Here is a 19,298-nt window from a genome sequence, read left to right on the forward strand (position 1 = left end):
AGCACATACCAGGAGAGAACGAAGAAGATGCGAGCCATCCAGCATTCAACCTATGGCACCGCGGCCGAGGTGCTGCACCTTGTCGACGATGCGCCCATACCGGTGCCGGGGGCGGGCGAGATCCTGGTGCGGGTCCATGCCACCTCTGTCAATCCCATCGACTGCGCCGTGCGCGGCGGCTATGGCGCGGCCTATTGGGAGAAGATCGGCTTCGTGAAGCAGCCGCACATCCCGGGCCGCGACGTGGCCGGCACCGTGGCGGCGCTGGGGGAGGGGGTGACCGGGTACACGCCTGGTGATGCGGTCTGGGCCGGCACCCTGTCGGGCGGCACGGCCGATTACATGGCGATCCCGGCCGATTGGGCCGCCCCGGCACCGCCGTCGCTGTCCTTCGCGGAGGCCGGGTCCATCCCCTATGCCATCCTGACGGCCTGGGCCGCTCTGGTCGACCATGCCGGCCTGACGCCGGAGAATGCGGCGGGAAAGCGCGTGGTCGTGCCGCGTGGCGCCGGCGGGGTCGGCAGCCTGGCCATCCAGTTGCTGAAGGCCTGGGGGGCGGAGGTGGCGACCATTGTTTCCACCCGCAATGTCGATCTGGTGCGTGAACTGGGGGCCGACACCGTCATCGATTATACGCGGCAGGATTTTGCGGACCATCTGCATGGATATGACGTGGCCTTCGACACGTCCTTCGATGTGGAGGACAAGCTGCTGGGCGCGTTGAAGACGGGGGCGGACGCCGCCTATGTCAGCATCGTCACGCCCAAGCTGCTGCTGATCGACCGGCACGGGCTGGAGGAGGGGCTGGCCAGGGGCGAGGCGCTGTTCGCCGAACGGGTGGCGGCGCAGAAGGCCCTGGGGCGGCGCTATGCCTGGGCCTTCATGAAGCCGAACGGCGAGGCGCTGCGCATCGTCGGTGATCTGGTGCGGGCCGGTCGCATCCGCCCCGTCATTGACCGCGTGCTGCCCATGACGGAGATGGTGGCCGCCCATGAATATTGTGAAAGCAGGCAGGCGCGCGGCAAGATCGTCATCGACGTGGCGGGAACCCCGGCATGACCGCCCCGCCACCGTCCGTCGCCTTTCTGGGGCTGGGGCTGATGGGGGCGCCCATGGCGGCCCGTGTGGCGGCGGCGGGGCTGCCGCTGGCCATCTGGAACCGCAGCCTGGACAAGGCGGCGGCGCTGGCCGGTCCGGCCATGCGCGCAGCATCCGCACCGGCCGACGCGGCGGCCGGTGCGGACATCATCGCGCTGTGCCTGCTGGATGCGGCGGCCGTTGAACAGGTGCTGTTCGCGCCGGATGGGGCCCTGGCCGGGGCGGGGCCGGATGCGCTGATCGTGGATTTTTCCACCATCGGTGTCGCGGCGACCCGCGATCTGGCGGCCCGTGCCGGCCGCGCCTGGGTGGACGCGCCCGTTTCGGGCGGTGTGGCCGGTGCGATGGCGGGCAGCCTGACCATTTTCTGCGGCGGCGATGCGGCCGATATCGGCCGCGCCCGTCCGCTGCTGGACGCTGTGGCCGCCCATGTCACCGCCATGGGAGCGCTGGGCGCGGGACAGGCCACGAAACTGTGCAACCAGATCATCGTTGCGAACACCCTGCTGGCCCTGGCCGAGGCGGTGGCGGCCGGCCACGCCCTGGGGCTGGATGTATCCAGGCTGCCGGGGGCGCTGGCCGGCGGTTTCGCCGACAGCCCGCCGCTGCGCCAGTTCGGTGCCGCCATGGTATCGGATGCCGAGCCGACGCCGCGCGGCCGCATCGCCACCATGGCCAAGGATGTGGAGGCGGCGGCCGAGGCGCTGGCCGGAACCGACATGCCGCTCCTGTCCGCCGCCCGCACCCTTTACCGCCAAGCCCTGGCCCTGGGGCTGGGACCGGCGGATCTGGCGCGCCTGCCGCGCCTTTATGCCAAGACCGGGGAAGATTGACATGCCCACCGACAACACGCCCCGCCTGCCGTCACGCATCGTGACCGACGGTCTGGACCGCGCGCCGCACCGCGCCTTCCTGCGCGCCATGGGTCATGACGAGCGCGCCATCGCCCAGCCCTTCGCCGGCATCGTCTCCACCGGGGCCAGTGTCACCCCCTGTTCCATGTCGCTGGCCCCGCAGGCGGCAGCGGCCAGGGAGGGGCTGGCCGGGGCCGGGGTGACGCCGTTCGAGTTTTCCACCATCACGGTGGCCGACAGCATGTCCATGAACCATGGCGGCATGCGCTACAGCCTCGTCTCGCGGGAGATCATCGCCGACAGCCTGGATGCCGTGGCGCGTGCCCACGCCTATGACGGGGTCATCGGCTTCGCGGCATGCGACAAGACCCTGCCCGGCCTGATGATGGGCATGGTCCGCCTGAACCGGCCGGCGGTCTTCGTCTATGGCGGGGCCGCGCTGCCGGGGCGCTGGCGTGGCCGGGATATCGGCATCGTCGATGTGTATGAAGGGGTGGGCCAGGTCTATGCCGGCACCATGACCGAGGCGGAGCTGACGGAACTGGAACGGGCCGGCGTGCCCACGGTCGGGTCCTGTGCCGGGCAGTTCACGGCCAATACCATGGCGATGGCGGCCGAGGCCATGGGCCTGGCCCTGCCCGGCACGGCCATGATGCCGGCCGTGGCGTCCGAGCGGCTGGCCCTGGCGCGGGAGGCGGGGCGCACCCTGGCCAGGCTGATCCGGGCTGGCGGGCCGTGCCCGCGCGAACTGGTCACGCGCCACAGCCTGGCCAATGCCGCCATGACCGTTGCTGCCACGGGCGGATCGACCAACGCCGCCCTGCACCTGCCGGCCATCGCGCACGAGGCGGGGATCGCCTTCACCCTGGACGATATCGCCGCCATCTTCGACCGCACGCCGCTGCTGGCGGACCTGAAGCCGGGCGGACGCTTCTGGGCTCGCGACCTGCACATGGCCGGCGGCGTGCCCGTGGTGCTGCGCGCCCTGCTGGAGGCGGGATTGCTGTATCCGGACTGCCCGACGGTGACGGGCCGGACCATCGGGGAGGTCGCGGCGGCGGCCCCGCCGCCCGACGGGGAGGTGGTGCGGTCCGCGGCAGCGGCGCTGGCGCCCACGGGGGGCGTGGTGGTGTTGCGCGGGTCGCTGGCCCCGGACGGCGCGCTGTTGAAGGTGGCCGGTCTGAAGCGCGTGCGCCACGAGGGCCCCGCCCGCGTGTTCGAGGGCGAGGAGGCGGCCGTGGCCGCCGTCCGCGCCCGCGCCTATCAACCCGGCGACGTGCTGGTGATCCGCGGCGAAGGACCGAAGGGCGGGCCCGGCATGCGGGAAATGCTGGGCGTCACCGCCCTGCTCTATGGCCAGGGAATGGGTGAACAGGTGGCGCTGCTGACCGACGGCCGTTTCTCCGGTGCCACGCGGGGCCTGTGCATCGGCCATGTCGGGCCGGAGGCGGCGGCCGGCGGCCCCATCGCGCTGATCCGCGACGGCGATATCGTCGCCATCGACGGACAGGCTTGCACGCTGGACCTGAAGGTCGATCCGGCGGTGCTGGAGGAGCGGCGGCGCGCCTGGATCCCCGCCGAGCCGGCCGACCTGCCGCCCACGCTGGCCAAATATCGCCGTCTGGTCGGGCCTGCCGACCGGGGGGCGGTCACCCACTGATACTATTTTGCGGTGACCAGAACCAATTGGTTCTGGTCACCGCCCCATCGCCGGCGCCAACATTCGTTGGCTCGGGCGCGCCGCACGAGCGGTATGACGCGATCTTGTCGACAAAGTGCAATCGACAAGGTAGGTATCAGGGCGTTGCGAAACCCCGTGGCCCCCCGAGATCATGCCCGACCACATCATCCCCCGTTCCTCCCTCCAGATCGAGGTCTGCAACCGCCTGCGCAGCGAGATCATCGAGGGTATCTGGCAGCCTGGCATGCGGTTGCAGGAACGCCTGCTGTGCGAGCGGTTCGGCATTTCCCGTTCCCCGCTGCGCGAGGCCTATCAGGCCCTGGCGGCGGAGGGGCTGATCGAGATCATGCTGAACAAGGGTGCGGTGGTGACGACGCCGACGCCCGAACTGACGCTTCAGCAATATGATCTCCTCCAGGCGCTGGAGATGCTGGGCATGGAACTGGCCTGCCGCAATGCCGACGATGCCCAACTGGCCGGCATCCTGCGCATCAATGATGGCATGAAGGCCTGTGCGGCCAATGGTGACATCGCTGGCTTCCTGCATGCCAACAACGATGTCCACCGGCATATCGTGCTGGCCAGCGGCAATGAACCGCTGATCGATGCCCATCTGCTGGTCTCGCGTCAGATCATCCGGGTGCAGAACCTGCGCGGCCCGCTGGAACATCTGCCGGCGGAATCGGTGGCCGAGCATGACGGTTTCCTGGAGGCCCTGATCCGCCGGGATGCCGCTGCGGCGCTGTCCCTGTTCAAGCGCCACCTGAAGACGGCGGAAGAAAATCTGCGCCGCCGTCTTCAGTGGGTGGCCGAGCAGCACTGACAGCAAGGGCCATTGGCCTGACCCCTGGCCTGACCCCTGGCATGGGACAGATGGGGGCCGGATGTCCCGGCCGGCCCCCTCGTCCACATGATGCCTATCCGAAGAAGCCGATGCGCTGCGTCAGGGCGTTGCTGGTGCGGCGGATCAACTCGTAAAGCGATGCGATGGGCCGGAAGATGTTCTGGTTTTCCTGGCTGTAATCCTGGCTTTCGTCGCTGACATAGGTCGCCACCTCCCCGAACCCTTCATCCAGCATCACCTCGTTGCGGGCCGGGAAGATGCGGGCCAACTGATCCAGTGCCCATGGCACGTCCAGATGCAGCAGGCGGGTCACCAGCCGCTGGTTGGTGATGGAATGCTGGCTGGAGAATTCCGGGATATGCACGGCCAGGCGATAAATCTGGTTGATCAGCGACAGCCGCACGGCATGCAGCAGGGCCAGATGCCGTTCCAGTTCCGGATTCGGCGGCGGGGCGGCGCCGGCCCGCTCCAGGTTCTGCCGCAGCACGCCGTAATCGCGGTACAGCTTGCGGAAGATGCGCACCAGGCGGGCCTGGGTCGGCGTCTCCTCCAGCACGGCGGCGATGCGGCGCATGTCGTCGGCTTCCAGCGGATTGCCGGTCCGGGCGGCGCGGGTCAGCCAATGGACCGGGTCCAGCGTGTCGACATAGGCCTTCAGCGCGTCCGGGCAGGACACCGCCGAGCCGTAGACGACGATGCCGATCAGTTCGCGGAAACGCGGGGATGAGGCGTAGAGCGTGCGGAACTGCTCAGGGTCGCGGTCGATCGCCTCTCCCACGCCGGACAGGACATTGGCGGGCAGGCCGAGCTGGAGAAGGATGGCATTGTGCGGGATGGCCCGGAACTGCCCGGCCAGCACCTCCGCCGCGGGGTCCGGCGCGCTGTCGTGCTGGCGCTTGATGGCGCGGCTGCCGCTGGGAAACAGCAGGTTGGTGCCAAAGGCCGCCAGCAGTTCACCATAGTTCGGGTCCTCCACCAGGCCGACCTGGAAGGCCTTCACGGTCGTGAAGAACTCCCGGATATAGTCGCCCTTGGCATAGAACACGTCATGGTCCAGGTCGGGCTTGGCCGTGCCGATCATATATTCCAGGATGCGGGTCACGACAGCCAGGGCGGAGGCCGGCGTCACGAAATAGGTGTAGCCATCGCCGCCCTGGAAGCTGACCTCCTGCTTCAGTTCGATATTGTGCTTGGCGGCGAAGGCCAGCGTGGCCGGCGGGCTGACATAGGCCAGCCGGTTGTGCAGGCCGGCCGGATGGCCGCCGCGGCCGATGCTTTCGCCATGCGTGTCGAAGATGACAAGCTGCACATTGCTCAGCGCATGGCGCGTGAACAGGCGCAGCACCCGCAGCCGCAGCCGCTCGATGGAGGCAGAGGCCGGCGTCTGGCCCAGATAGCGGCCGGCATCGGAATAGCCGGTCTGGATGCAAAGCCGCCCGCGCCGTTGCACATAGGTGCGGTAATGCGGGTTCTCCAGCAATTGCTCGATGATGCGGCTGCCGGTTTCCAGCGCCTTTTCCGTTTCGAACAGGGGGCTTATATCGACCCGTTCCTCCACCCCGAACAGCTTGGCGAAATAAAGCGCGGACAGCACCGTGAAGGCGCTTTCCGACTCGGCGATCAGGAAGCGGATGGGCGTGCGCGCATCGGAATATTTCAGCATCTGCGCCACGACCATGAACAGGCGCTTGGCGCTGGTCCGTTCGGCCACGACACTGCCGAAATTGATGGAGACCGGCTCGACCTTGTCCAGAAGCTCGGTCACGCTCGACAGGTAGGACTGGCGGTAGCGCGGGTCGTCGGCCGCCGTTTCCAGCCCGATGGCCTTGCGGATGGCGTTGTGGACCTGGGTGCTGTTCAGCCGGACATGGGTATGGGCCATGCCCAGCCCGAAGGCCGACAGCTCGGCCCGCAGCACGGCCAGCGCCTCCACCGTTTCCAGCGCCTTTTCCCCCTCGATCGTGGCGGACAGGCGGATGGCGCGGTCCACGAACTCGATCGCTTCGGACGCATCGACCAGACGCAGCGGCAGCCCTTCATGCATGCGCTTGGCGATGCGGCGCAGATGGTCCAGGTCCTGCGCCTCCGACCCGCCGAAGGCCGCGATCTCGTCCGTCACCTGGTTCAGGGCCAGGGCCAGGCGGCTTTCGATCAGGGCCAGCGTGTGGCGCAGATCCTCCAGCGCCGGCGCGCCGGCCCTTATGTCGCGCAGGGCGGACAGGTAATGGCGCAATTGCCGCTGCTGCACGATCAGCCGCTTGTGCAGCGTGTCGGACCAGCGGATGTCGGACCGGCCGTCCAGGTCGTAGCCGACCCAGCTTGCCACCGTCAGCAGGCGCGGCGTCAGTTCGGTCCAGCGGTCCGGATAATGGCGGCGGCCCACCCGCAGCACGGCGCGATAGAGCGTGCGGATGGCCGTCTGGATGTTGGCGATGGCGTCCAGCGACAATTCATGCTCGCGCGCCAGGGTCATTTCCTCCGGCGCATGCTCGGCATTGGCCATGCGCCGGATCAGGGCCTCCCGCCCCTCCTCGGTCAGGGTGTTGCCCTGCGCATCGCGGCCCGTGGCCAGACAGGCCATGGCGGTCATCAGGGCCCCGGACAGGTTGAAGGTCGGATGCGCCGTGATGACGATGCCGAACACCTCCTTCTCGACCAGCTTCTTGAAACCCTCGAAGGATAGCGGCTCCCCGCCGCTGCCGTCGGCAGCGACGTCGAGCAACTCTTCCATGCGGCTGGCATTGGCTTCCGGTGCCGCTTCCCCCAAATAATTGGAGAGGCGGGCGGCGCGCGCCAGGAAACCCTCGGCCGACAGATACTGGACCAACTGTTCCAGCGCGCCGGCCGACAATTCACCTGAGGAGAGACGGCGGGAGATGTCCAGCGCCAGCAGCATCACCGGGTTGGCGAACGGGTCGTGCCCCGCCTCTGCCGTGAACCGGTCGAGCTGGGACATGAGGTCGGTGGCCAGTGCCTGCACGTCCAACCCCTTCGGCGCGGGGAAACGGGCCTGTTTGCCGGACAGCAGCGCCCCCTTGCCGGTCGTCGCGGCCAGGGCTTCCAGGTCGGACGGGGCGGCGGCTTGGGGCATGGCGGGGTCCAGCGGCATGGGGGCTTCCCTTGATGGTGATTATCGTCGTTCGTGCTGCGGCGCAGCGTCGCAGGTTGGTGTAACTCCATTACCTGTGTCAACGCCCGAAAGGGTAATGGCGGACATCTTCAGTCCGCATTGCAGTCCGCAACGAAGCGTTAGAATAATTGCGGACCGGCAGGCAGTCGATAGATTACTTGTAACGTCGTTCGCTTAGGAATGCGGATATGGCTGGGGTGTTGCATATGCACAGCGCAGGGCCGGATATGGAACGGAACGACCCGGAAGCCGGCCAGCGGCAGGCCGTCGCCCTGCTGTCCGATGCGCGCACCCACGGGCCGGGCGAGGGCGCGGCGGTAGAACGGATCGACACCCATGCGGCCCGTGTCTTCATGGCCGGCGATCGCGCCTACAAGATGAAGCGGGCCGTCACCTATCCCTTTTTCGATTATGGGACCCTGTCGCAGCGGCTGGATGCCTGTCAGGCGGAACTGGTGCTGAACCGGCGCACGGCTCCCGACCTTTATCTTGGTGTCGGCGGGCTGGTGCGGCGGGAGAATGGCGGCGTGACGCTGGTGGATGATGCCCCGGTTGCCGCCGATGGCGGGCCGGATGCGTCGGTGGTTGAATATCTGGTCACCATGCGCCGCTTCCCGCAATCGGCCCTGCTGGATCGGATGGCGGCGGATGGCGCGCTGACCGGTGCCATCATGCGCGATCTGGCCGGGGTCATCGCCGCCTTCCATGATGCGGCGGAGCCCCGTCCCGGGGCGCCGGGGGCGGAGGAGATGGCCGATCTGGCCCGGACCAACATCAAGGCGATGCGCGCCCATGGTGCCCTGTTCGATGCCGACGCTGTCGACCGGCTGGAAGCCGCCTCGCAAACGGCCCTGGCAGCGGGGAGCGGCCTGATCGACCGGCGGCGTGACGCCGGCTATATCCGGCACTGTCATGGTGACCTTCACCTGCGCAACATCGTGATGCTGGACGGTCGGCCCGTGCCGTTCGATTGCGTGGAGTTCGGCGACCGCATTGCCGTGACCGATGTGCTCTACGATCTGGCGTTCCTGCTGATGGACCTTGAGCATCGGCGGCTGCGCGGGCTGGCCAATATCTTGTTCAATCGCTATCTGGACCTGACCGGTGATCTGGCGGGCCTGTCGCTGCTGCCCTTGTTCATGTCGGTGCGTGCCGGTATTCGTGCCCATCTGACGGCATCGGCGGCGGCAGGACAGGCGGATGCCGCGACGGCCGCCAGCATGCGGGCCGAGGCGGCGGCTTATCTGGAACTGGCCAACCGGCTGCTCGACCCGCCTTCTGCGGGGCTGGTGGCCATCGGCGGCCTGTCCGGCACGGGCAAGACGACGCTGGCCCATGCCCTGGCCCCCGTGCTGGGCCCGGCGCCGGGTGCCGTGGTGCTGCGCAGCGACGTGCTGCGCAAGCATCTGGCAGGCACGCGGGAGACGCAGCGCCTGCCGGAAAGCTTCTATACGCCCGAGCATTCGGCCCGCACCTATGCCGAGATGGCGGGCCGTGCCGGGCTGGTGCTGGAGGGTCGTCACAGCGTCGTCTGTGACGGTGTCTATGCAAGGCCCGACGAGCGCCGGGCCGTGGAGGCCGTGGCACGGGCGGCAGGGGCATCCTTCTCCGGCCTTTGGCTGGTGGCCGACCAGGCCGTGGCGCTGGCCCGTGTCGCCCGGCGCCGCGATGATGCATCCGACGCCACGGCCGATGTGCTGCGGCGGCAGGCGGCCTATGATCTGGGCGACATGCGGTGGGAGGTGATACCCGCCGGCGGCGACCCGCAGCAGACCGTCGCCATCGCCCGCCGGCATGTCGAGAACGCCCGGTCCTGACGGCGGCAACGTTCGCCTGCCGCATCTGTTACCCTGGTCAGACCGGCAGGTGATCCATGTCAATGCCACCCCCAGGGCGGGGGCGCATCCTGGATACCGGAATGCCTATCCTGTGGCGCCGTGCCACATGACAGCCCGAGGGGGGACCAGACCATGGCCTATCGCAAGATAACCTGCTTCGTCACCGGCGGCGCCCGCGATGCCGCGGCCCTTTCCGCGGCCCTGACCCTGGCCGCCCCGGCGAAGGGCAATGTCACCGCCCTTTATCTGAAGGCCGATCCGCGCGATGTCATGCCCATGGTGGGGGAGGGCCTGTCCGGTGCCCTGATCCAGGACTTGCTGAAATCGCTGGAGCAGGAAAACCAGGTCCATGCCGCCAAGGCCCATGCCACGCTGGAGCAGGCGCTGGCCGCCGTCGGCGGCGCGGTCTGCGACCGCCCCCCCGGCACCGACCGGGTCAGCGCCTCCTTCGCAGAGGCGGCCGGCGTGACCGAGGATGTGATGGCGGCGGCGGCTCGTCTGTCCGACATCACCGTCTTCCCGTCGGTGGCGAACGAGGATCGCACCGCCGTCCTGGTCGGCCTGGAGGCGGCCCTGCTGGAAAGCGGCCGGCCTGTGCTGGTGGCGCCGGAGGGTGGGGTCACGCCGGTCCTGGGCCGCACCGTGGCACTGGCCTGGAACGGCCGGGCGCAGAGCGCGCGGGCCCTGGCGCTGGCCATGCCGCTGCTGGAGAAGGCGGATGCCGTGCATGTGCTGGGCGTGGACACGCTGCGCACCGACGCGGACGAGGCCGCACCGGTGGTGGAATATCTGGCGTGGCATGGCATCCCCGCCACCTATCACAAGCTGGATGGCAGCGGCAGTGTCGCCGCCCAATTGCAGGAACGGTGCGCGGAGGTCGGTGCCGACCTGCTGGTCATGGGCGGATATGGCCATTCCCGGCTGCGTGAACTGATCCTGGGCGGCGTCACGCGCGCCATGTTGAACCAGACGACATTGCCGCTGTTGCTGGCCCACTGATCGACCGCCAGGGGATGGGGCGGCGGCTCCTCCCTATCCCCGGTCGCTTACCATTGCCCTGGCTTGTGCCCGCACCCCGTCCAGCAGCCGTTCGGACAGGCCGGGGTCGGCCGTGGCGGCGGCGCGGGCCAGCGACAGCCCGCCGACAAGCAGGGAAACCAGGGCTGCCGCCCGTTCTCCGGCATCCGGATCATCGGCCGGCAACCGCTCGCGCACGGCCGCGACATAGCGGGCCAGCCCCTGTGTGAACCGCTCACGCACGGGACCCGTCAGGCGGGAGACATCCCCGCCCAGCGCCACCATGGGGCAGGGCCCCTCGCGGTCCCGATGCTCCACCGTGACGTAATAATCGATATAATCCTCCAGCGTGGCGGATGCCGCCAGCCGCCGCACGGCATTGTCGAAGCTCCGGTCGCAAACCTCCGCAGCCAGCGCCTCCTTCGATGCGAAATGGCCGTAGAAGCCGCCATGGGTCAGGCCGGCGGCCTGCGTCACCTCCGCCACGCCCACCTTGTCGAAGCCGCGGGCCCGGAACAGGCGCGAGGCGGCATTCAGGATGGCATCCCGGTGTTCACCGGCCTTCTGCTTCGATACGCGCATGACCCATCTCCGTCCATCCCTTGGGTGCCGCCTGCAAGGCACTTGACGGCATTCATGATTGCCATCATGAATAATTTATCATTACAGCTATCATGAATACCAGTCCAATCATGGGCCGGTCTCCCGGGGGGCAGGTTGTGAGTTTCTCAGATCGTCTGGCGGCCAGGCTGGCCGCCCGCAACATCCATTATGGCTGGGTCGTCGTGGCCAGCAGCTTCCTCACCTCCCTGACCGTGGCGGGGGCGTTGGGGGCGCCGGGGGTGCTGCTGTTGCCCCTGCAGCAGGAATTCGGCTGGACCGCGTCGGAGATTTCGGCGGCACTGGCCATCCGGCTGGTGCTGTTCGGCCTGATGGGGCCGTTCGCGGCGGCACTGATCAACCGGTTCGGGGTGCGCCGCATGGCGCTGACCTCGCTTGCCGTCATCAATGGGGGCATGCTGCTGTCGCTGGGCATGGGCCAGCTCTGGCAACTGATGCTGCTATGGGGCGTGGTGGTCGGCATCGGCACGGGCATGACGGCACTGGTCATGGGCGCCACCATCGCCACCCGCTGGTTCACCCATCGGCGCGGGCTGGTGATCGGGTTGCTGACGGCCAGCACGGCGACGGGCCAGCTCGTCTTCATCCCCCTGATGGCCTGGCTGGCCGAACAGATGGGCTGGCGCCTTGCGTTGGGCATGGTCTGCATGCTGATCACGGTCGCGGCCCTGGGGGTCGTGCTGCTGATGCGGGACCGGCCCGCCGATGTCGGGCTGACCGCCTATGGCGAGCCGCCGGGAACACCGCAGCCCCCGGCGGCGCCCGCCGCATCGGTCGCGTGGGCTGCCATCGATACGCTGCGCGAGGCGGCGCGCACCCGCGTGTTCTGGGTGCTGTTCGCCACTTTCTTCGTTTGCGGGGCCAGCACCAACGGTCTCATCCAGGTACACATGATCCCGCTTTGCGTCGATTTCGGCATTCCCGCCGTACAGGCTGCCGGCATGCTGGCCCTGATCGGGATCTTCGATTTCATCGGTACGATCCTGTCGGGCTGGCTGTCGGATCGTTACGACAATCGCTGGCTGCTGTTCTGGTACTACGGCCTGCGCGGGCTTTCCCTGCTTTATCTGCCCTATTCGGATTTCACCTTCTACGGTCTGTCGCTGTTTGCCGTCTTCTACGGCCTGGACTGGGTGGCCACCGTGCCGCCGACGGTGAAGCTGACGGCCGAGCGATTCGGGCGGGAGAAGGCGGGCATGGTCTTCGGCTGGGTCTTTGCGGGACACCAACTGGGTGCGGCCTGTGCTGCCTTTGGCGCCGGCTGGTCGCGCACGGCCCTGGACAGCTACCTGCCGGCCTTCTATGTCGCGGGCCTGCTCTGCCTGGGTGCCGCCCTGCTGTGCCCTGCCATGGGGCGCAAGGCGCCGGCTGACGCCCCGGCCTGATACCGGCGCCCCGGGACGAAACCGCAAGGGCGGCCGTCAGGCCAGGATGCGGCCCCGGTTACGGCGGTAGGCGTTGAAAAGCTGGATGCTGGCCAGGGCAAAGGCGATCAGCCCGCCGGCCACCAGGGCGCCCGCCACGGCCAGCACGCGGCGGGGCGCCACGGGATGCTCACCGGCATGCAGGCTTTCGATGACGCGATAGCTGAAGGGGGCGTCGGTCATGCTGGTCATCAGTTCATGCTCGACTTCCAGCAGGTTCTTCACCAGCGCCTCGCGCTGATAGGCATTGCTGGTCAGTTCCAGCGACCGCAGCAGCGCGTCACGCTGGGCCGTCTTGGTTTCGCGCACCTGGGTGCGGATGATGTCGTCGGACAGGGCGAAGATGCGCTGCAGGGCCTGGACGGCGAAGGCCGGATCCTCGTGCCGGAAGCTGATCTCCGTGAAGGTCGTGTCCTCCAGCGGGGTATTGCGCAGCTTGTTGACCGACAGCAGGCTTTTCAGCTTGTCACCCATCAGGCCGGGCGTGATCGCCGTGCCCGGATCGTCGGGCTGGACGATGCGTTCCGCCATGGCCTTGTCGGCGGCCAGGCGCACGGCGATGTCGTATGAGGTGATGGTCTGCAGGAACTGCTTGTGCATGGTCGACCCGCCGCCATCGCCCAGGGCGGCTCCCAGGCCGAAAGGCAGGTTCAGCGCGCTGGCCTTGCCCCCATTGCCGGAGGAGGAGGGCGGCGCCAGCGTGGCGGAGGCCTTGTAGACCGGCGTGGACAGCAGGACATAGGCGACGGCGAGCGCCACGGTCGCCCCGCAGACGGCCAGGAACAACGGCCAGCGCCGCAGATAGAACAGGATGACATCGCCGATATAGATCACGTCGTCACCGGGGCCGGCGGCGGCCGGGCGGGATGTGGTCTGGGTATCGATGGTCACTTGCTTTCCTCCGGTCCTGTCCGATGCCGGTTGCCGTCCGGCGCGACCCTACGATCAATGACGGCTGCTGTCCATCATGCCAGCATGGCATAAAGGGCGGCGGTTTCCCGTGCGCAACGCTGCCAGCCGAAGTCGCCCACCCGCTGCCGGCCCCGCAGCACCAGCGCGCGGCGCCTTTCGCCATCCTCCGCCAGGCTTTCCAGCATGGATACGGTTGCGTCCCGGCTGTCGGCGTCATAGGTGACGGCGGCACCGCCGGCCACTTCCACCAGCGCTTCGGCCTCCGCCGCCAGGGCGACGGGGCAGCCGGCCCCCATCGCCTCCAGCACCGGCAGGCCGAATCCCTCGCAGCGTGACGGATAGATGAAGACCAGCGCGTCGCGGTAGGCGCGCATCATGGTGATGTCGTCGCCCCCCATCCAGCGCACGCGATCGGTGAGCCCGTGCCCGGCGACCAATGCCATGTCGGCCGGGCCGAAAGCCCCGCCGCCGAAACACAGCAGGTCCACACCGTCGGCCGGCAGCCGGCTGGCCGCATAGCCGGCCAGGAAATTGGCGAAATTCTTGTAACCGCCGCGCCGGCCCACGAACAGGACATAAGGGGCGGCGTGTACACGGGCGGCGGCCGGTCCCTCGGCATCCGGGGCGGGCAGCGGGGTGAAACCGTGGTTGACGACATAGACATTGTCGGGCCGCACATCCCACAGCCGGCACAAATCCTGCTTTGTCGCGACCGTCGGCACGATGATCAGGTCGGCCCTGGCCACGGCCCGCCGCTTCAGCCGGCTGTTGATGGGATAGGACCGGGCCTCGCCGGGATACATCTCCCACACCATGTCATGCACCGTCGTCACCAGCGGACGGCGCAGGGGCATGAGATCGACCAGCGGGTAATAGGTGCGGTGGAAGATGCCGCCGCCACGTGTGGCCAGCGCCGCCCACCCCTCGTTCAGCAGGCGCAGTGCCTGGACGGGCATCCGGCCCCGCTGCACATGGCGGCCGCGCAGCATGCCCGGGGAGCAGGCGGGTGCCATATCCCGCAGGTGCTGGTTCAGGTAGCGGCCGGCCGGGATGCGTATATCGGCCCCGTCGGCCCGCAAGGCCAGCGCCAGCTCACAGAAATAGCGCGATATCCCGCCCACGGCCTGCGAGGTGAAGATATCGTGCGAAAAGGTGACAGTCAGGGCCAAGGCGTTCAGCCCATGGCCAGCAGCGCATCGACGGCCCGGGCCAGCGACGGCCGCCAGTCGGGCAGCCGGGCGCCCGGCAGGGCCAGGAACCGGCTGCAATCCAGCACCGAATTGCCCGGCCGTGCCGCCGGCGTGGGATAATCCGTCGTCGCGATGGGATGGACCGTGGGCACGGGCCGGCCATGGCGGACCCCTTCGGCGAAGATGGCCTGCGCGAAACCATGCCAGGTGGTCGGCGCCGCCCCGCCGAAATGATAGAGGCCCTGCGCGGTGCCGGCGGCCACATGCGGGGCCATCAGCAGCAGGGCGTCGGCGATGTCGTGCGCACCGGTCGGGCGGCCCCGCTGATCGGCCACCACGCGCAATTCCGGCCGGTCGGCCCCCAGCCGCAGCATGGTGCGCACGAAATTGGCGCCATAGGGGCTGAACACCCAGGAGGTGCGCAGCACGGCGCTGCGGCCCCAGCCCGCCGACGCCATCGCCTGCTCACCGGCCAGTTTCGACTTGCCATAGATGCCCAGCGGGCCGGTGGGGTCGTCCTCCCGCCAGGGCCGGTCGCCCGATCCATCGAACACATAGTCGGTGGAGACATGCAGGAAGGGGATATCGTCGGCCCGCGCAGCAACCGCGATGTTGCGGGTGCCGGCCTCGTTCACGGCAAAGGCCTCTTCCGGCTCGCTTTCCGCCTTGTCCACGGCCGTATAGGCGGCGGCATTGACGATCAGGTCGGGCGCATGCCCGCGCACGGCCGCAGCCACGGCCCCGCCATCGGCGATGGACAGGCTTTCCCGGCCCAGACAGACCACCTCGTGGCCCTGGGCCGCCCCCTGGTCGCGCAGGGCCAGCGCCAACTGGCCGCCGCGGCCGAACACCAGCAGCTTCATGGGCTCAGACCTCCGTCTGGATTTCGCGCAGCACCTTCATCAGATACTGCCCGTACTCGTTCTTCAACAGCGGCTTGGCCAGCTTCTCGACCTGCTCGGCATTGATCAGCCCGCGCCGGAAGGCGATTTCCTCCGGACAGCAGACCTTCAGCCCCTGGCGGCGTTCCACGGTCTGGACGAAATGGGTCGCATCGACCAGGCTGTCATGCGTGCCCGTGTCCAGCCAGGCATAGCCCCGGCCCATGCGCTCCACCCGCAGGGCATTGCGCTGCAGGTAGACATTGTTGACGTCCGTGATCTCCAATTCCCCGCGGGGCGAGGGCTTGATCGCGGCGGCGATGTCCACGACGGCATTGTCGTAGAAATAGAGGCCCGTGACGGCATAGTTGGATTTCGGCGTCTTGGGCTTCTCCTCGATCGTCAAGGCATTGCCGTTGCCGTCGAAGCTGACCACGCCGTACCGCTCGGGATCGTTGACATGATAGGCGAAGACCGTCGCCCCGTCGTCCCGCCCGTCGGCACTGGCCAGCAGCGTCTCGAACCCGTGGCCGTAGAAGATGTTGTCGCCCAACACCAGGGCGGCGGCGTCGTTGCCTACGAAGCCGCGCCCGATGATGAAGGCCTGGGCCAGCCCGTCGGGGCTGGGCTGCACGGCATAGGACAGGTTCAGACCCCATTGCGAGCCGTCACCCATCAGGTGGCTGAACTGCGGCAGGTCGTGGGGGGTGGAGATGACCAGGATGTCCGTGATACCCGCCATCATCAGGGTGGACAGCGGATAATAGATCATCGGCTTGTCATAGACGGGCAGAAGCTGCTTCGACACGCCCATGGTGATGGGATAGAGACGGGTGCCGGAACCGCCGGCCAGGATGATACCCTTGCGCTTGCCCATTACTTCTTCCCCTCTCCACGGCGCTTATGCGCTTCTTCCCGCAGCGCGCCCCACCACCATTCATTGTCCAGATACCAGCGCACGGTACGCGCCAGACCCGTCTCGAAGCTTTCCTCCGGCTCCCAGCCCAGTTCGGCGCGGATTTTGGACGCATCGATGGCATAGCGGTGATCGTGGCCCGGCCGGTCCTTCACGAAAGTGATCAGGTCGCGGCGGCGGCCCTCGCCGGGGCGCAACTCGTCCAGGATATCGCAGATGCGCTCCACGACCTCCAGGTTGGTCTTCTCGTTGTTGCCGCCGATATTGAACCGCTCGCCCACGGGGCCGCGGGTCAGCACCTCCCACAGGGCGCGGGCGTGATCTTCCACATAGAGCCAGTCGCGCACATTGTCGCCCTTGCCATAGACAGGCAGGGGCCGGCGCTCCAGCGCGTTCAGGATGATCAGCGGGATCAGCTTTTCCGGGAAATGGAACGGCCCGTAATTGTTGGAACAGTTGGTGAGCACCACCGGCAGGCCATAGGTATGGTGCCAGGCATCGACCAGATGGTCCGACGAGGCCTTGGATGCCGAATAGGGGGAGCGCGGGGCATAGGGCGTGGTCTCGGTGAAGAAACCCTCCTCCCCCAGGCTGCCGAACACCTCGTCGGTGGAGACATGATGGAACCGGAAGCCGTCCTTCTTCACGCCGTCCAGGCCCTGCCAGTAATCGCGCGCCGCCGACAGCAGCACGCCGGTGCCCACCACATTGGTCTGGATGAAGGCGTCGGGCCCGTCGATGGACCGGTCGACATGGCTTTCGGCGGCCAGATGCACGATGGCGTCCGGCTGGTATTTCGCGAAGATCGCATCCATGGCCGGACGGTCACAGATGTCCGCCTGCTCGAAATGATAGAGCGGACTGTCCTTCACCGCCCGGACATTGTCCGGGTTGGCGGCATAGGTCAGCTTGTCGATATTGACGACGGCGCAACCCTTCACGCCCACGGCGTGGCGGATGAAGGCGGACCCGATGAAGCCGGCGCCCCCGGTGACGAGGATCAGTTTGGGGGAAAGCGTGGTCATGCCTTGGCTCGCAAGCTCTAAGATCTTGATCAGAAAAGGGGCGGCAGGTCGGCCAGTCGCGGCAGCCTGGTGTCCTTGTCGGACAGGACCAGCTTGTCTGCGGGGAACGGCCATTCGATGCCGATATCGGCATCGTTCCAGATCACGCCGCCATCGTCGGCGGGGCTGTAATAGCTGGTCACCTTGTAGACAACCTCCGTATCGGGCACCAGGGTGCAGAAGCCATGGGCGAAGCCCACGGGCACCCAGAGCTGCGCGCCGTTATCGGCCGTCAGCTCCGCCCTGACATGCCGGCCGAAGGTGGCGGAACCGTGGCGCAGGTCGACGGCCACGTCCAGAAGGGCACCGCGCACGACGCGGACTAGCTTGCCCTGTGCCGTGGGATGGCGCTGGAAATGCAGCCCGCGCAGCGTCCCGGCATCCCGCGACAGGGAATGGTTGTCCTGCACGAACTCGACATCCTCGCCGGTTGCCTCGGCGAAGCGGCGGCGGCTGTAGGTCTCGCTGAAGAAGCCGCGATGGTCGCCGAAGCGCGCCGGGGTCAGCAGGACGGGGCCCTGGATATCGAAACGGGTCACTTGCATCGGGCGGTGTCCGGCGAACGGGAGAAGCGGAAGGGCACGTCCGTTTTCCTTCTTGATGGGCCAGAGTGGCGGCAACGGAATGATGGCCGTTCCGGGCACCCTGGCTGTGATTGTCCAAAACCCCGCCCCTCGCCCCGGGCAGGGTTCCGCCAGCCGCCAGCAGGGGGGCGGCGGCCTTTGCCCTTATGCACGTTTCATGCTGCACAGGCAATGGCGGCCCTGCTCATGCCCGCCTTACATCCTCGTACCGGATATGGCGGAAATTCCACAGGATGCGCCAGATCATGGGCAGCCGGTCCGCCTGTCCCCGGCGCAGCCGGTTCAGGGCCGTCACGGCCAGCCCGGCCAGGATGGTGGGCATGGCATAGGGAAAATGGCGCCAGGTAACACGCAGGCGATTGCGGAGATTGTAGAAATCGGCCAACAGGCTGATCTCATGGCGATGACCGCCCGTGGTGCCGCCCTCCTTGTGCAGGACGATGCTGTCCGGTGCATAGCCCAGGTCGAACAGATGCCGCCCGCGCCGGCAATAATCGATCTCCTCGAAATAGAGGAAGAAGCCCGGGTCCATCAGCCCCACCTGTTCCAGCCAGGCCCGGCGGATGAACATGGCCGCGCCGATCACATAATCGAACCGGGTGCCGGCATAGTCTTTCGCGGTACTACGCGGCTCGTTCAGGCCCAGATGGCGCACCAGCCCCGTCCAGCGGTTGTAGCAGGCGCCGCCGGCGCCCTGGATCACGCCGGGGCGGTCGGCATAGAGCAGGGTGGACCCGATGATCCCCTGACGCGGATGGGCCGCGGCATGTGCCAGCAATGCTGCCAGCGCCCCCGATTCGGGAACCGTATCGTTGTTCAGCACCCAGGCGAAACCCATCTCCGGGTCGCGCAAGGCCAGCCGCAGGCCGACATTGTTGCCGCCGGCATAGCCGTGGTTGGCCGTATTGCGCACCAGCCAGACATCGCGGTCCGGCACCGCCTCGTCCCTGGATGGCTGGTCGACGGATGATTGGTCGATAATGCCCAGCCCGTCGCCGAACCGTTGCCGCAGGGCTGCTTCCAGCCGTTCCAGACTGTCATCGGTGGAGGCGTTGTCGCAGACGGCCAGCCGCCAGCGCCCCCCGGTCAGGGCACGAACCCCGTCGATGCAGGCGATCGTATCGTCCGCCCCATGCCAGTTCAGGATGATGATCCAGGTCACGGGATCGGCGGGCGGGGCGGGCAGGGACATGGAGCGGGCAACCGGCTGCGTAAAAGAAACGGCGCCGACCGCGGGGGATCGG

General features: G+C 67.8%; 16 protein-coding genes. 7 read left to right on the forward strand and 9 right to left on the reverse strand.

The window, feature by feature from the left end; all coding sequences use genetic code 11:
- Positions 1-27 precede the first annotated feature (27 nt).
- The 4 genes from ACM9LZ_RS12510 (at position 28) to ACM9LZ_RS12525 (ending at position 4,456) form a co-directional block, all read left to right on the forward strand.
- The gene (locus ACM9LZ_RS12510) at positions 28-1,059 is read left to right on the forward strand and encodes a zinc-binding dehydrogenase (protein ID WP_416619806.1); all 1,032 of its coding nucleotides are present in this window, start codon (positions 28-30) and stop codon (positions 1,057-1,059) included.
- The gene (locus tag ACM9LZ_RS12515) at positions 1,056-1,931 is read left to right on the forward strand and encodes an NAD(P)-dependent oxidoreductase (protein ID WP_416619807.1); all 876 of its coding nucleotides are present in this window, start codon (positions 1,056-1,058) and stop codon (positions 1,929-1,931) included. The genes ACM9LZ_RS12510 and ACM9LZ_RS12515 overlap by 4 nt, the downstream gene beginning before the upstream one ends.
- 1 nt (position 1,932) lies before the next feature.
- On the forward strand, positions 1,933-3,612 hold the full coding sequence (ilvD, locus tag ACM9LZ_RS12520; RefSeq protein WP_416619808.1) for a dihydroxy-acid dehydratase: 1,680 nt from the start codon (positions 1,933-1,935) through the stop codon (positions 3,610-3,612).
- A gap of 172 nt (positions 3,613-3,784) precedes the next feature.
- Positions 3,785-4,456, forward strand: coding sequence for a GntR family transcriptional regulator (locus tag ACM9LZ_RS12525; protein WP_416619809.1), 672 nt, complete (start codon positions 3,785-3,787; stop codon positions 4,454-4,456).
- A gap of 94 nt (positions 4,457-4,550) precedes the next feature.
- Here ACM9LZ_RS12525 and ACM9LZ_RS12530 read toward each other — a convergent pair whose 3' ends face one another.
- Positions 4,551-7,586, reverse strand: a complete 3,036-nt coding sequence (locus tag ACM9LZ_RS12530) for a phosphoenolpyruvate carboxylase (protein ID WP_416619810.1) — start codon at positions 7,584-7,586, stop codon at positions 4,551-4,553.
- Between the two features lie 209 nt (positions 7,587-7,795).
- On the opposite strand from ACM9LZ_RS12530, the gene ACM9LZ_RS12535 reads away from it, so the two are divergent.
- Both ACM9LZ_RS12535 and ACM9LZ_RS12540 read left to right on the forward strand, forming a co-directional pair.
- Positions 7,796-9,424 (forward strand): bifunctional aminoglycoside phosphotransferase/ATP-binding protein, encoded by a 1,629-nt coding sequence (locus ACM9LZ_RS12535; protein ID WP_416619811.1) that lies wholly within the window; start codon positions 7,796-7,798, stop codon positions 9,422-9,424.
- A gap of 153 nt (positions 9,425-9,577) precedes the next feature.
- Positions 9,578-10,444, forward strand: a complete 867-nt coding sequence (locus tag ACM9LZ_RS12540) for a universal stress protein (protein WP_416619812.1) — start codon at positions 9,578-9,580, stop codon at positions 10,442-10,444.
- 33 nt (positions 10,445-10,477) lie between these two features.
- Here ACM9LZ_RS12540 and ACM9LZ_RS12545 read toward each other — a convergent pair whose 3' ends face one another.
- Complete coding sequence (locus tag ACM9LZ_RS12545; protein WP_416619813.1) at positions 10,478-11,044, reverse strand: TetR/AcrR family transcriptional regulator; 567 nt, start codon at positions 11,042-11,044, stop codon at positions 10,478-10,480.
- Positions 11,045-11,181: 137 nt separating this feature from the next.
- Here ACM9LZ_RS12545 and ACM9LZ_RS12550 point away from each other — a divergent pair, with 137 nt between their 5' ends.
- Positions 11,182-12,468, forward strand: coding sequence for an MFS transporter (locus ACM9LZ_RS12550; RefSeq protein WP_465123018.1), 1,287 nt, complete (start codon positions 11,182-11,184; stop codon positions 12,466-12,468).
- A 36-nt stretch (positions 12,469-12,504) separates the two neighbouring features.
- Here the strand turns inward: ACM9LZ_RS12550 and ACM9LZ_RS12555 are convergent, their stop codons facing one another.
- From ACM9LZ_RS12555 to ACM9LZ_RS12585, 7 genes are all read right to left on the reverse strand, one after another.
- Positions 12,505-13,398 (reverse strand): Wzz/FepE/Etk N-terminal domain-containing protein, encoded by an 894-nt coding sequence (locus ACM9LZ_RS12555; RefSeq protein ID WP_416619815.1) that lies wholly within the window; start codon positions 13,396-13,398, stop codon positions 12,505-12,507.
- A 74-nt stretch (positions 13,399-13,472) separates the two neighbouring features.
- Entirely contained in the window at positions 13,473-14,588 is a 1,116-nt protein-coding gene (locus tag ACM9LZ_RS12560) for a glycosyltransferase family 4 protein (protein WP_416619816.1), read from the reverse strand.
- A 5-nt stretch (positions 14,589-14,593) separates the two neighbouring features.
- Positions 14,594-15,472 carry a dTDP-4-dehydrorhamnose reductase gene (gene rfbD / locus ACM9LZ_RS12565; protein WP_416619817.1) on the reverse strand — a complete coding sequence of 293 codons (879 nt, stop codon included), beginning with the start codon at positions 15,470-15,472 and terminating at the stop codon, positions 14,594-14,596.
- A 4-nt stretch (positions 15,473-15,476) separates the two neighbouring features.
- Positions 15,477-16,367: a glucose-1-phosphate thymidylyltransferase RfbA gene (rfbA, locus tag ACM9LZ_RS12570; protein ID WP_416619818.1), complete on the reverse strand. Its 891-nt coding sequence runs from the start codon at positions 16,365-16,367 to the stop codon at positions 15,477-15,479.
- Positions 16,367-17,431: a dTDP-glucose 4,6-dehydratase gene (gene rfbB / locus ACM9LZ_RS12575; RefSeq protein WP_416619819.1), complete on the reverse strand. Its 1,065-nt coding sequence runs from the start codon at positions 17,429-17,431 to the stop codon at positions 16,367-16,369. Before rfbB ends, rfbA begins: the two co-directional genes overlap by 1 nt.
- A gap of 29 nt (positions 17,432-17,460) precedes the next feature.
- The gene (gene rfbC, locus ACM9LZ_RS12580; RefSeq protein ID WP_416619820.1) at positions 17,461-18,015 is read right to left on the reverse strand and encodes a dTDP-4-dehydrorhamnose 3,5-epimerase; all 555 of its coding nucleotides are present in this window, start codon (positions 18,013-18,015) and stop codon (positions 17,461-17,463) included.
- A gap of 223 nt (positions 18,016-18,238) precedes the next feature.
- Positions 18,239-19,246, reverse strand: coding sequence for a glycosyltransferase family 2 protein (locus ACM9LZ_RS12585; RefSeq protein ID WP_416619821.1), 1,008 nt, complete (start codon positions 19,244-19,246; stop codon positions 18,239-18,241).
- Between the last annotated feature and the right edge of the window lie 52 nt (positions 19,247-19,298).

It is taken from the genome of Niveispirillum fermenti, assembly GCF_048066175.1.
GTDB lineage: Bacteria > Pseudomonadota > Alphaproteobacteria > Azospirillales > Azospirillaceae > Niveispirillum > Niveispirillum fermenti.

Bases quoted from the DNA above. Each gene is read 5' to 3' on its own strand.
- ACM9LZ_RS12525 (WP_416619809.1), top strand. From the start codon at position 3,785: ATGCCCGACCACATCATCCCCCGTTCCTCCCTCCAGATCGAGGTCTGC.
- ACM9LZ_RS12530 (WP_416619810.1), bottom strand. From the start codon at position 7,586: ATGCCGCTGGACCCCGCCATGCCCCAAGCCGCCGCCCCGTCCGACCTG.
- rfbA (WP_416619818.1), bottom strand. From the start codon at position 16,367: ATGGGCAAGCGCAAGGGTATCATCCTGGCCGGCGGTTCCGGCACCCGT.
- rfbB (WP_416619819.1), bottom strand. From the start codon at position 17,431: ATGACCACGCTTTCCCCCAAACTGATCCTCGTCACCGGGGGCGCCGGC.
- ACM9LZ_RS12510 (WP_416619806.1), top strand. From the start codon at position 28: ATGCGAGCCATCCAGCATTCAACCTATGGCACCGCGGCCGAGGTGCTG.
- rfbD (WP_416619817.1), bottom strand. From the start codon at position 15,472: ATGAAGCTGCTGGTGTTCGGCCGCGGCGGCCAGTTGGCGCTGGCCCTG.
- ACM9LZ_RS12535 (WP_416619811.1), top strand. From the start codon at position 7,796: ATGGCTGGGGTGTTGCATATGCACAGCGCAGGGCCGGATATGGAACGG.
- ACM9LZ_RS12515 (WP_416619807.1), top strand. From the start codon at position 1,056: ATGACCGCCCCGCCACCGTCCGTCGCCTTTCTGGGGCTGGGGCTGATG.
- ACM9LZ_RS12545 (WP_416619813.1), bottom strand. From the start codon at position 11,044: ATGCGCGTATCGAAGCAGAAGGCCGGTGAACACCGGGATGCCATCCTG.
- rfbC (WP_416619820.1), bottom strand. From the start codon at position 18,015: ATGCAAGTGACCCGTTTCGATATCCAGGGCCCCGTCCTGCTGACCCCG.
- ACM9LZ_RS12540 (WP_416619812.1), top strand. From the start codon at position 9,578: ATGGCCTATCGCAAGATAACCTGCTTCGTCACCGGCGGCGCCCGCGAT.
- ACM9LZ_RS12585 (WP_416619821.1), bottom strand. From the start codon at position 19,246: ATGTCCCTGCCCGCCCCGCCCGCCGATCCCGTGACCTGGATCATCATC.
- ilvD (WP_416619808.1), top strand. From the start codon at position 1,933: ATGCCCACCGACAACACGCCCCGCCTGCCGTCACGCATCGTGACCGAC.